9 protein-coding genes are annotated in these 12,590 nt (G+C 41.3%); all 9 read left to right on the top strand.

Translation table 11 applies throughout. The features are described 5' to 3' along the window. Window positions 1–15: 15 nt before the first annotated feature. On the top strand, window positions 16–1,110 hold the full coding sequence (bcd, locus tag BLR86_RS03375) for a branched-chain amino acid dehydrogenase (protein WP_090758310.1): 1,095 nt from the start codon (window positions 16–18) through the stop codon (window positions 1,108–1,110). Between the two features lie 95 nt (window positions 1,111–1,205). Beyond that, a complete protein-coding gene (gene buk / locus BLR86_RS03370) occupies window positions 1,206–2,309 on the top strand; it encodes a butyrate kinase (protein ID WP_090758308.1) in 1,104 nt (367 codons plus the stop codon). A gap of 18 nt (window positions 2,310–2,327) precedes the next feature. After that, window positions 2,328–3,749, top strand: coding sequence for a dihydrolipoyl dehydrogenase (gene lpdA / locus BLR86_RS03365; RefSeq protein ID WP_090758306.1), 1,422 nt, complete (start codon window positions 2,328–2,330; stop codon window positions 3,747–3,749). A gap of 34 nt (window positions 3,750–3,783) precedes the next feature. After that, window positions 3,784–4,779, top strand: a complete 996-nt coding sequence (locus BLR86_RS03360; protein WP_090758305.1) for a thiamine pyrophosphate-dependent dehydrogenase E1 component subunit alpha — start codon at window positions 3,784–3,786, stop codon at window positions 4,777–4,779. 12 nt (window positions 4,780–4,791) lie between these two features. Next, entirely contained in the window at window positions 4,792–5,775 is a 984-nt protein-coding gene (locus tag BLR86_RS03355; RefSeq protein WP_090758303.1) for an alpha-ketoacid dehydrogenase subunit beta, read from the top strand. Between the two features lie 15 nt (window positions 5,776–5,790). After that, entirely contained in the window at window positions 5,791–7,083 is a 1,293-nt protein-coding gene (locus BLR86_RS03350; protein WP_090758301.1) for a dihydrolipoamide acetyltransferase family protein, read from the top strand. 318 nt (window positions 7,084–7,401) lie between these two features. Beyond that, window positions 7,402–9,276, top strand: coding sequence for a methylmalonyl-CoA mutase subunit beta (locus BLR86_RS03345; RefSeq protein ID WP_090758299.1), 1,875 nt, complete (start codon window positions 7,402–7,404; stop codon window positions 9,274–9,276). After that, window positions 9,257–11,455, top strand: coding sequence for a methylmalonyl-CoA mutase (scpA, locus tag BLR86_RS03340; RefSeq protein WP_090758297.1), 2,199 nt, complete (start codon window positions 9,257–9,259; stop codon window positions 11,453–11,455). Before BLR86_RS03345 ends, scpA begins: the two co-directional genes overlap by 20 nt. Next, window positions 11,456–12,574 (top strand): methylmalonyl Co-A mutase-associated GTPase MeaB, encoded by a 1,119-nt coding sequence (gene meaB, locus BLR86_RS03335; protein ID WP_090758295.1) that lies wholly within the window; start codon window positions 11,456–11,458, stop codon window positions 12,572–12,574. The last annotated feature ends 16 nt before the right edge of the window (window positions 12,575–12,590 follow it).

The raw sequence follows: 12,590 nt of genomic DNA, 5'->3' as shown, positions 1-12,590 counted from the left end.
AGGAGGATTTTTCACATGGAAATTTTTAAGTACTTAGAACAATATGATTACGAGCAAGTCGTATTTTGCCAAGATAAACAATCTGGATTAAAAGCAATTATCGCTATACATGATACAACATTAGGACCTGCATTAGGCGGGACCCGTATGTGGACATATGAATCAGAGGAAGCTGCAATTATTGATGCATTACGTCTAGCAAAAGGAATGACTTATAAAAACGCTGCAGCAGGGTTAAATCTTGGCGGCGGTAAAACCGTGATCATTGGCGATCCGCGCAAGGATAAGAGCGAAGAAATGTTCCGTGCTTTTGGTCGCTATATTCAAGGGTTAAATGGTAGATATATTACAGCAGAGGATGTAGGAACAACTGTAGCTGACATGGATATCATTCATGAAGAAACAAATTATGTTACAGGAATTTCACCCGCATTCGGCTCATCTGGAAATCCTTCACCTGTAACTGCTTATGGTGTATATGTAGGAATGAAAGCTGCTGCAAAAGAAGCCTTTGGTTCAGATTCTTTAGAAGGTAAAGTGGTTGCAATACAAGGTGTGGGGAATGTTGCCTATACTCTTTGCAAGTACTTACATGAAGAAGGTGCACAATTAATTGTCACCGATATTAACAAAGAAGCTGTACAACGCGCAGTAGAAGACTTTGGAGCACGTGCCGTTGACCCAAATGAAATCTATGGTGTTGAATGTGATATCTACGCTCCGTGTGCACTAGGTGCAACAATAAATGACGATACCATCCCACAGCTAAAAGCTAAAGTTATTGCCGGTTCTGCAAATAACCAATTAAAAGATACTCGACATGGTGATGTTATCCATGAATTGGGTATTGTATATGCTCCTGATTATGTTATTAATGCTGGTGGCGTAATCAATGTTGCAGATGAACTTTATGGTTATAATCATGAACGCGCCATGAAAAAGGTTGATCAAATTTATGCAAGTATTGAAAAGGTAATTGCCATTTCAAAGCGTGATGGCATTCCAACCTATGTTGCAGCTGATAGAATGGCTGAAGAAAGAATCGAAAAAATGCGTAATTCACGCAGTCAATTCTTACAAAACGGCCATCATATTTTAAGTAGACGCTAAGATTTGTAAAATACGAAGGGCTAAGCGCTGAATACGTCATTCAGCGTCTTTTCCCTTTAATAGATAGAATTGAGAAAAAATGGAGGCCAAATACCTTGCCAGATAAAAAATATCGAATTCTCACTATCAACCCAGGTTCAACGTCAACTAAGATCGGGGTCTTCGATAATGAAATTTCCATATTAGAAAAAACGATCCGTCATGATTCCGAAATAATTAATTCATTTTCTACTATTATTGATCAATTCGAATTTAGAAAAAGCACTATTTTGGAAACACTGGATAATGAAGGAGTAAATATCTCTAAATTAAATGCAGTTTGTGGCCGTGGAGGGGTGCTCCGTCCTATTGAGGGTGGAACCTACGCAGTCAATGAAATGATGTTAAATGATTTACGGACTGGTTTTGCCGGTCAGCACGCTTCCAACCTAGGCGGTATCATTGCATATGAAATCGCTTCAGGCTTAAATATTCCGTCCTTTATTGTCGACCCTGTTGTGGTTGATGAACTCGAACCGATTGCTAGAATTTCTGGTTTTTCTTTAATCGAACGAGTAAGTATTTTTCATGCATTAAACCAAAAAGCAGTGGCAAGAAGAGTTGCAAGAGAATTAGGGAAAAAATATGCCGAGTTAAATCTTATCATTACACATATGGGCGGCGGCATAACCGTTGGAGTACATAAGCAAGGCAGAGTCATTGATGTAAACAATGGGCTCCATGGTGAAGGTCCTTTTAGTCCTGAACGCGCAGGAACTGTTCCTGTAGGGGATTTAGTAGCGCTATGTTATTCAGGGCAATATTACCGCGATGAAATCATGAAAAAACTAGTCGGTCAAGGGGGACTAGTTAGCTATCTAGGAACAAACGATGCAGTCGAAGTTGAAAAGAGAATTGAAGCTGGTGATCAAAAGGCAGCTCTAATCTTTGAAGCCATGGCCTACCAGGTTGCAAAGGAAATTGGTGCCGCAAGCGTCGTATTAGCAGGGAAAGTTGATGCAATTGTCCTGACAGGTGGTCTTGCCTATGGTAAGGGATTTGTGAAGTCAATCACCGATAGGATTAATTGGATAGCTGATACGATTATCCAGCCTGGTGAAAATGAACTTCAAGCATTAGCTGAAGGGGCATTAAGGGTGTTACGTGGAGAGGAAATGGTAAAAGACTATCCAGGTACTTTTAAAACAGCTAAAATCTAAATTTGGGGAGGAAACATAGTGTCACAAGAATACGATTTAGTCATTCTTGGTGGTGGTACTGGCGGTTATGTGGCTGCTATTCGTGCCTCTCAACTTGGCTTAAAAACAGCTATTGTCGAAAAAGGGAAGCTTGGGGGAACATGCCTCCATAAAGGCTGTATTCCAAGTAAAGCACTCTTAAGAAGTGCCGAGGTTTTTAGGGCAGCAAAGCACAGTGAAGATTTTGGTGTAATGACCAGCGAAGTTACTTATAACTTTGGTAAGGTTCAGGAGCGAAAAAATAAAATCATTGATACTCTTCATAAAGGTGTCCAACATTTAATGAAACAAGGGAAAATTGACGTATACGAAGGATTAGGCAGAATTTTGGGTCCTTCCATTTTTTCACCCCTGCCTGGGACCATTTCAGTTGAAATGAATAATGGCGAAGAAAATGAAATGCTCATTCCGAAAAATGTTGTAATCGCGACTGGTTCTAGACCAAGAACTCTCCCAGGATTAGATATTGATGGAGAATATGTACTAACTTCAGATGAAGCCTTGGAGCTTATGACCCTACCTGCTTCGATTATTATCGTTGGTGGGGGTGTTATTGGGATTGAGTGGGCATCGATGCTTTCTGATTTTGGTGTTGAAGTAACGGTAATAGAATATGCCGACCGGATTATTCCAACAGAAGATCACGAGATTTCCAAAGAAATGCAGCGCCTTATGAAGAAAAAGGGCGTTAAACTCGTAACAGGAGCAAAGGTTCTTTCTGAAACACTTGTAAAAGGTGAAGGGGTAACGATTTCTGCTGAAGTAAAAGCGGGCGTGAAAGAATTTAAAGCAGAAAAGCTTCTTATATCGGTAGGTCGTCAAGCGAATGTCGAAGGTATTGGCTTAGAAAATACCGAAATCCAAATTGAAAAAGGATTTATCGTAACAAATGAATTTTACCAAACAAAAGAATCTCATATTTACGCAATTGGAGATGTAAATGGCGGCTTGCAGCTGGCACATGTTGCTTCTCATGAAGGAATTATTGCCGTAGAGCATATTGCTGGAAAAGATCCTTCCGTGCTTGATTACAACCTAGTTTCTAGATGTATTTATAGTAATCCTGAAGTTTCAAGTGTTGGAATAACCGAAGCGCAGGCAAAAGATAAGGGGCATAAAGTAAAAGTGGGCAAATTTTCTTTTCGAGCAATCGGAAAGGCGCTTGTATTCGGAGAATCCGATGGCTTTGTCAAAATTGTTGCTGATGAAGAAACCAATGATATTCTAGGGGTGCATATGATTGGTCCACATGTGACAGATATGATCACAGAAGCAGGTTTGGCAATGGTATTGGATGCAACTCCATGGGAAATTGCTCATACAATCCATCCACACCCAACGCTTTCTGAAGCGATTGGGGAAGCTGCACTAGCAGTTGACGGCAGAGCGATCCATTCTTAGAATTTTTTATGCGACAAATGGGAGGTAAAAATAAATGACTGGAAATCGTCATCATGCATTAGGTTTAAGTGATGAAAATGTTTTGGAAATGTATGAAACTATGTTATTAGCACGCCGGATTGATGAGCGGATGTGGTTATTGAACCGTGCGGGTAAAATACCATTTGTTATATCATGTCAAGGACAAGAGGCAGCCCAAGTAGGTGCAGCATTTGCACTTGATAAAGAAAAAGATTATGTGCTGCCATATTACCGTGATATGGGAGTTGTCTTAACTTTCGGGATGACACCAAAGGATTTAATGTTATCCGGTTTTGCAAAAGCGGAGGATCCAAACTCTGGAGGTCGCCAAATGCCTGGGCATTTTGGGCAAAAAAGAAACCGCATCGTTACCGGATCATCTCCAGTGACAACTCAGGTTCCCCATGCTGTTGGTGTAGCATTAGCAGGGAAAATGGAAAGAAAGGACCTCGTTACCTTTGTTACTTTTGGTGAAGGTTCCTCCAACCAAGGAGATTTTCATGAAGGGGCTAACTTTGCTGGAGTCCATAAGCTGCCTGTTATATTCATGTGTGAAAATAATCAGTATGCGATTTCTGTTCCGATTGAAAAACAATTGGGCTGTGAGAAAGTCTCGGATCGGGCAATTGGCTATGGTATGCCTGGGTTTACAGTTGACGGGAATGATCCATTAGAAGTATATAAAGTAGTAAAGGAAGCAGCGGACCGTGGACGGCGCGGTGCGGGACCTTCATTAATAGAAACCATCTCATACAGACTGACACCGCATTCTTCTGATGATGATGACCGTTCCTATCGAGCGCCCGATGAAGTGGCTAAGGCAAAAACGAAGGATCCAATCATTACATTTGGCGCCTATTTGAAAGAAACAGGTGTGATGGATGATGAGTTGGAAAAAGAAATCAACGATCGTGTGATGAAGCAAGTGAATGAAGCCACTGATTATGCTGAAAATGCACCGTATGCAGCACCTGAACACGCGTTGAATTACGTTTATGCGGATAAGTAAGGGGGATATAACATGGCAGTAATTTCTTATATAGACGCGGTCACAATGGCCATTCGGGAAGAAATGGAAAGGGACCCAAAGGTATTTGTTCTCGGTGAAGACGTTGGGATAAAAGGCGGGGTCTTTAAGGCCACTCAAGGCTTATATGAACAGTTTGGTGAAGAGCGTGTAATTGATACACCACTTGCTGAATCGGCCATTGCCGGGGTAGGAATCGGGGCAGCGATGTATGGAATGAGACCGATTGCTGAAATGCAATTTGCTGATTTTATCATGCCTGCTGTCAACCAAATTATTTCAGAAGCAGCAAAGATTCGTTATCGTTCGAATAATGACTGGAGCTGTCCGATGGTGATTCGTGCACCATATGGCGGCGGAGTTCACGGCGCACTTTATCATTCTCAATCGGTTGAGGCATTATTTGCGAATACACCAGGCTTGAAAATTGTTATGCCGTCCACTCCTTATGATGTAAAAGGGCTTCTAAAAGCAGCTATACGAGACAATGATCCAGTATTGTTTTTTGAACATAAGCGGGCGTACCGGTTAATCAAAGGTGAAGTACCAACAGATGATTATACTTTGCCGATTGGGAAAGCCGATGTGAAGCGTGAAGGCGATGACATTACCGTTATTACCTATGGGCTTTGTGTGCATTTTGCCCTTCAAGCAGCAGAAAAATTAGCCAATGATGGCATTTCAGCACATATTCTTGATTTAAGAACGGTTTATCCTTTAGATAAAGAAGCCATTATCGAAGCTGCTTCCAAGACGGGTAAAGTCTTACTCGTGACAGAGGCGAATAAAGAAGGAAGCATTATCAGTGAGGTATCTGCGATTATAGCTGAAAATTGCTTATTTGAATTAGATGCTCCAATTATGCGCTTAGCAGGACCAGATGTCCCAGCTATGCCATATGCACCAACAATGGAGAAATTCTTTATGGTTAATCCTGAAAAAGTCGAAAAAGCAATGCGAGAGCTTGCAGAGTACTAATAGGAGGTTGGAATTTTGGTTATTGAACAAATTAGAATGCCTCAGTTAGGGGAAAGCGTAACCGAAGGAACAATCTCAAAATGGCTTGTTTCTGTCGGAGATAAAGTAAACAAATACGATCCATTAGCTGAAATAATGACAGATAAGGTAAATGCAGAAGTTCCTTCTTCCTTTACAGGGACTATTAAAGAATTGATTGCTGAAGATGGAGATACACTTGCAGTCGGCGAAATTATTTGTACGATTGAAGTCCAAGATGGGAAAACCGAAGCAGCAGCAGTTAGTGAGAAAAAGACTGAAATGGTTGAAACAATTGCTGTTCCGCCTGCTGAGCAAGGGAACAAAGCCCGTTATTCTCCTGCAGTGTTAAAAATATCGCAAGAACATGAAATTGATTTAACTCAGGTGACAGGCACCGGAGCTGGCGGTCGGATTACACGTAAAGATTTGCTGAAATTGATTGATTCAGGCAATATCCCGCGTGCAGGTATCAAGGTTGAAGCGCCTAAGCAGTCAGAAGTAGTCCAAGAAACAGTGCAAGTGATTTCAACACAGCCTGCTACTACAAAACAGGCTGCACCGGCTCCGAATATCCCAGTAGCAGTTGGCGATATTGAAATCCCAGTTACGGGAATACGTAAAGCAATTGCGGCCAATATGCTCCGCAGTAAGCATGAGGCTCCACATGCTTGGACGATGATTGAAGTAGATGCAACAAATCTTGTAGAATATCGAAATTCCTTAAAGAATGAGTTTAAGAATAAGGAAGGCTTCAATTTAACTTTCTTTGCATTCTTTGTAAAAGCTGTCGCGCAGGCATTAAAGGAGTTCCCACAGATTAATTCCATGTGGGCTGGTGACAAGATTATCCAAAAGAAAGACATCAATATTTCGATTGCGGTTGCTACGGATGATGCCTTATATGTACCAGTAATTAAAAATGCTGATGAGAAAACGATCAAGGGAATTGCCCGTGAAATTACTGATCTTGCAGTAAAGGTCAGAAATGGAAAACTCCGTTCAGAAGATATGCAAGGTGGGACGTTTACCGTTAATAACACCGGCTCATTTGGGTCGATTCAATCAATGGGGATTATAAATTATCCACAAGCTGCGATTTTACAAGTAGAATCAATCGTCAAGCGCCCCGTAATAATGAACAACAACATGATTGCCGTACGTGATATGGTCAATCTATGTATGTCACTTGATCACAGAGTATTAGACGGATTGGTTTGCGGCCGTTTCTTACAACGTGTAAAAGAAATTATAGAAAATACATCGGAATCAACGACCTCTATTTACTGATTAATGAGAAAAACCGCTGCCGTAATGGACAGCGGTTTTTTTAAAAGATAAGAAAGTATAATTTTTTGAACTTAGGTTACTGTCCAGCTCCAGCACCCTAGCGGCTAGTGTCCTTCGCTCTCCGCCCTTCGATAAGTCAACATCGAATCACCTCCGGCTCTTCGTGTTTCCTTTATCTTGGTTGGAGCGCTCCAGGCCATACGCCGCTGACCAGGGCGCTTGCGCTTTTCTTATTGCGTGTAATGTTATTGTGTCCTAAAATAGAGAGTAATAGGAATTTAAAGAAAATTAAGTATTTTAATGTTTGGAGGGGAAAAAATGAGTTTGCGAGATCAATCATTTCCAATAATGACTCAAGACGATTGGGAAATGAAAGCGGAGGAATCTTTAAAGGGTAAAAGTATTGAGACTTTAAAAAGTAATACATATGAAAATATAATTTTGAAACCGCTTTATTCTAGAGGGGATGTTCAAAAAGCATCTGACTATCCGGGAGGTTCAGATTTTCGCAGGGGCATTGATTCATTAGGATATGTAGCCAATGAATGGAAGGTAGCACAGCGAATTTCCTATAATTCTGCTGACGAATTAAAGGCAAAGCTCCATGAGGGCGTTGAAAAAGGACAAACAGCTCTATCCTTTGAAGTTTCGGAGACTCTTTTTGAAACAAAACAAACTTTACCTGAAATACTAGGGGACTTACCTTCGAAATTCCCGATTGCTGTAAATGGGAAAGGCTTGCAATCTAGAATGCTGGCAGCCATAGCAGAACATGAGGAAATGGCTAATCAAGTTACTGGATATGTTGGCAAGGACCCAATCTCTTTGTTTGCAGAGGATGGGCTAATTGGAGAAGATTACTTCAATGGCTGGATAGAGGATATAAAAAATGCAAACGAAACACTTCCACATTTACGAACGGTATTAATCAATACATCAATCTATCACCAAGGTGGAGCAAATGCAGTTCAGGAGCTCGGAATTGCAGCAGCAACCGGTACTTTCTATCTTCAACAGTTACTTGATAGTGAAATGAAGCTTGAGGAATCTATTTCGAAAATGATTTTTCAATTCTCAATCGGCAGTAACTTCTTTATGGAACTAGCAAAACTGAGAGCAGCCCGGATTCTATGGGATAAAATAACCAAAGTATATGGAGCCGAAGTTCAATTTAGGGGAATGCAAATTGCAGCTGAAACTTCTACATTCACTAAAACGGCATATGACCCTCATGTAAACATTCTTCGCGCTGGAAATGAGGCATTTGCAGCTGTTGTCGGAGGAGTTCAATACTTACATGTAACAGCTTTTGACGATGTCTTGGGCAACTCCTATTTATCTGAACGGATTGCGTTAAATACACAAAATATTTTAAAAGAAGAAGCCCATTTACAAAAAGTTGTTGATCCTTCGGGCGGCTCCTGGTATGTAGAGGCATTGACGACAGAGCTTGCAGAAAAATCGTGGCAGTATTTTCAGGAGATTGAAGCAAAGGGCGGAATGCTAGAAGTATTAAAATCGGGCTGGCTTCAAGACGAAATATCCTCCGTATTTTCAAAACGGAAGCAGGATATTTTTACGAGAAAACAAAGTATTGTTGGAACGAATGTATATGCCAATCTTGCAGAAACGGTTGTTCCAGCGCAGGAAAAAATTGCTGATAATTATTTTATAAATGGTAGTTCGAATATTAAAATTAAGGCGATTACAAATAGAAGATTGTCAGAACCGTTCGAGGAACTGAGAAAAATCAGTGAACGGATTAAAGTGAAAGTAGGCTCCAACCCTACCATTGGAATGATTTGTCTTGGGGAGCTAAAACAATATAAACCAAGACTTGATTTCATGAAAGGATTTCTGGCCGCAGGCGGTCTTACAGTTGCCGAAAGCGAGTCGATTACTTCTTTAGAGGCAGCGAAACAATTTATCGTAAAACAAGATACAAAGTACTTCTGTTTGTGCGGCAGTAATGCACAATACGAATCGATAGGACATGAAATCCTTACTGCCCTTAATCATGAATTTGCTGACAGTGTCTTTTATCTAGCAGGTTTACCGGAAAAAGAGCAACAGGATCGATGGATGAATGAAGGAGTTAAACAATTTATACATCTAAAAAGCAACTGTTATGAAACACTTTCTTCAATATTAACAGAAATGGAGGTGGCCCAAGATGAAGTTTCAAAAGCCTGATTTTGAAACTATTTCTCTTTTTGATGATCAAGACTTAATAACAAAAGAGCAATGGCAGGAACAAGTCGCAAAAGAAATTACCACCTCGATTGATGATTTACTGTTTGAAACCAATGAACAAATTCAACTAAAACCACTCTATACATCCGAAGATCGTGAAGGAATACAGCATTTGGATGACCTGCCAGGACTGCCACCATATACACGAGGACCGTATCCGACCATGTATGTGAATCGCCCTTGGACGGTTAGACAATATGCCGGATTTTCAACTGCCGAGGAGAGTAATGCCTTCTATCGTCGGAATCTAGCTATGGGTCAAAAAGGGTTATCCGTTGCCTTCGATTTAGCCACTCATCGCGGCTATGATTCTGACCATCCACGGGTTGTCGGTGATGTCGGTAAAGCAGGGGTCGCCATTGATTCTGTTCTTGATATGAAAACACTTTTTGATGGAATTCCGTTGGATCAGATGTCGGTATCCATGACCATGAACGGTGCCGTTTTGCCGATCTTAGCCTTTTTTATCGTTACAGCAGAAGAACAAGGGGTTACACAGGAAAAACTGTCTGGAACGATTCAAAATGATATCTTAAAAGAATATATGGTTCGTAATACCTATATCTATCCACCAGAAATGTCGATGAAAATTATTGCTGATATCTTTGAGTATACATCCAAATATATGCCAAAGTTTAATAGTATCAGTATTTCTGGCTATCATATGCAGGAGGCTGGAGCTCCCGCTGATTTGGAATTAGCTTATACGCTTGCAGACGGATTGGAGTATGTCAGGACAGGCATCGAGGCTGGAATTGACATTGATAAATTTGCACCGCGTTTGTCCTTTTTCTGGGCAATAGGGATGAATTATTTTATGGAAGTAGCAAAAATGAGGGCTGCTCGCTTAATTTGGGCAAAAATGATGAAATCATTTGAGCCAAAAAACGAGAAATCCATGGCGCTCCGAACCCATTCCCAAACATCAGGCTGGAGTTTAACGGAACAAGATCCATTTAATAATGTCATTCGCACTTTGCTTGAAGCACATGCTGCGGCAATGGGACATACACAGTCACTACATACAAATGCCTTGGACGAAGCGATTGCCCTGCCAACAGATTTCTCAGCACGAATTGCCCGAAATACACAATTATTTTTACAAGAGGAAACAGGGATTACCAAAGTTATCGATCCATGGGCTGGATCTTATTATGTTGAAAAGCTTACTGATGAATTAGTGAAAAGGGCTTGGACACATATTGAGGAAATTGAAAATCTTGGTGGAATGGCGAAAGCTATTGAGACTGGTCTGCCAAAAATGAGGATTGAAGAGGCTGCTGCAAGAAGACAAGCACAAATCGACTCCGGAAAAGAAAGCATCATTGGAGTAAACCGTTATCGTCTGGAAAAAGAGGATGCTATCGATATTTTAGATATTGATAACACTGCAGTCCGATTAAAGCAACTCGAAAAATTAACCACCTTAAAGGCTGGGCGTGATGACAACAAGGTTGCAGAAGCTTTATCTGCATTAACAAATGCCGCAGAAACAGGTGAAAGTAACTTGTTGGAGCTTGCTGTCCAAGCCGCCAGAGTGAGGGCAACCCTAGGAGAAATTTCAGATGCGATTGAAAAAGTTGCCAGCCGGCATAAAGCGGTGATTCGCTCGATTAGTGGAGTATATAGTAAAGCCTTTACGAATGAAGATGAGATAACTGAAGTGAAAAGGATGACCGATGATTTCCTTGAGAACGAAGGAAGACGTCCACGGATTCTAATCGCCAAAATGGGGCAGGACGGACATGACCGTGGCGCAAAGGTGATTGCGACAGCCTTTGCTGACCTGGGGTTTGATGTCGATATCGGACCATTGTTCCAGACTCCTGAAGAAACAGCCATGCAAGCGGTTGAAAATGATGTCCATGTTATTGGAATGAGCTCGCTTGCTGCTGGTCACAAGACGTTACTGCCACAGCTCGCTTCGGAGTTGAAAAAGCTTGGACGAGAAGATATTCTGATGGTCATCGGCGGTGTTATCCCTGCACAGGATTATCAGTTTTTATACGATAATGGTGCAGCGGCAATTTTCGGACCAGGGACAATTATCCCTGTTGCTGCCCAAAAGGTAATCAAAGAAATTTACCTACAGCTGGGCTATGAGGAAGAGGAGAAGTAAATGGCTCAAGATATGAAACCGGAATGGAGCGACCCAAATGAACCTGAAAAATTTTCAACCGTGATCAAAAAGGGACAAGAACTAGAGGGTCAGCCTGTTGCCATTGAAAAAAATTTAGTTTTTCAAAAAAGAAAATCTAAAGAACCTACTGTCGAAGAATTGATTGATGGGGTATTATCTGGGAATCGAGGAATGCTTGCTCGTGCCATCACTTTGGTTGAAAGTAATGCTGGGCAGCATTTCCACAAGGCACAGGAGCTATTGCAACAGCTTCTATCGCACAGCGGTAAAGCCATTCGTATCGGGATAACCGGTGTTCCTGGTGCTGGAAAAAGTACTTTTATAGAAACATTTGGAACCTACCTTTGTGACCTTGGACTTCGGGTGGCGGTGTTAGCAATTGATCCGAGCTCTAGTCTCGCGGGTGGCAGTATTCTAGGTGATAAAACTCGAATGGAGCAATTGTCACGCAACCCAAGGGCCTTTATCCGTCCTTCGCCAACAGCAGGAAAGCTGGGTGGTGTGCACCGGAAAACAAGGGAATCAATGTTGATTTGTGAGGCCGCAGGTTTTAATGTCATCTTAATTGAGACCGTTGGAGTCGGTCAAAGTGAAGTCATTATCAGAGACATGGTCGATTTTTTCATGCTGCTGGTTCTGACTGGTGCAGGTGACGAATTACAAGGAATGAAGAAAGGAATTATGGAATTAGCGGATACCGTTCTTGTGCATAAAGCCGATGGAGCTAATAAAGTGATAGCGGAGCTGACTAGAAAAGAGTACGGTCGTATCCTCCATTTTCTCCAGCCAGCAACTAAAGGGTGGTCTTCAAAGGCTTATACCTGCTCATCTTTAACAGGGGAAGGGATTAAAGAAGTTTGGAAAGTCATTAAGGATTTTGAGAGTAAAGGAAAGTCCTCTGGAGTGTTTGCAGAAAGACGAAAAGGACAACAGCGCAAATGGATATATTCGCTAATTACCGATCAGCTGCATTACAGTTTTTTCCATCATCCTGAAGTAAAGCTCAAACTGCCCCAATTGGAAAATGAAGTAATGGCAGGAGAAAAAACGGCAGCTACTGCGGTAGAAATTCTATTCAATACCTTTCTATCTAAATAAAAAGAAATGATTTATT

Origin of the sequence: Bacillus sp. OK048, from assembly GCF_900103525.1 — a bacterium.
In the GTDB taxonomy this organism is placed as follows: domain Bacteria; phylum Bacillota; class Bacilli; order Bacillales; family Cytobacillaceae; genus Neobacillus.
The sequence above is the reverse complement of the archived record's forward strand: the minus strand, read 5'-3'. Positions and strand labels throughout refer to the sequence as shown.

Excerpts from the sequence above, each read along its gene's own strand:
- bcd (WP_090758310.1), top strand. The coding sequence starts at position 16 with ATGGAAATTTTTAAGTACTTAGAACAATATGATTACGAGCAAGTCGTA.
- BLR86_RS03360 (WP_090758305.1), top strand. The coding sequence starts at position 3,784 with ATGACTGGAAATCGTCATCATGCATTAGGTTTAAGTGATGAAAATGTT.
- BLR86_RS03355 (WP_090758303.1), top strand. The coding sequence starts at position 4,792 with ATGGCAGTAATTTCTTATATAGACGCGGTCACAATGGCCATTCGGGAA.
- BLR86_RS03345 (WP_090758299.1), top strand. The coding sequence starts at position 7,402 with ATGAGTTTGCGAGATCAATCATTTCCAATAATGACTCAAGACGATTGG.
- scpA (WP_090758297.1), top strand. The coding sequence starts at position 9,257 with ATGAAGTTTCAAAAGCCTGATTTTGAAACTATTTCTCTTTTTGATGAT.
- meaB (WP_090758295.1), top strand. The coding sequence starts at position 11,456 with ATGGCTCAAGATATGAAACCGGAATGGAGCGACCCAAATGAACCTGAA.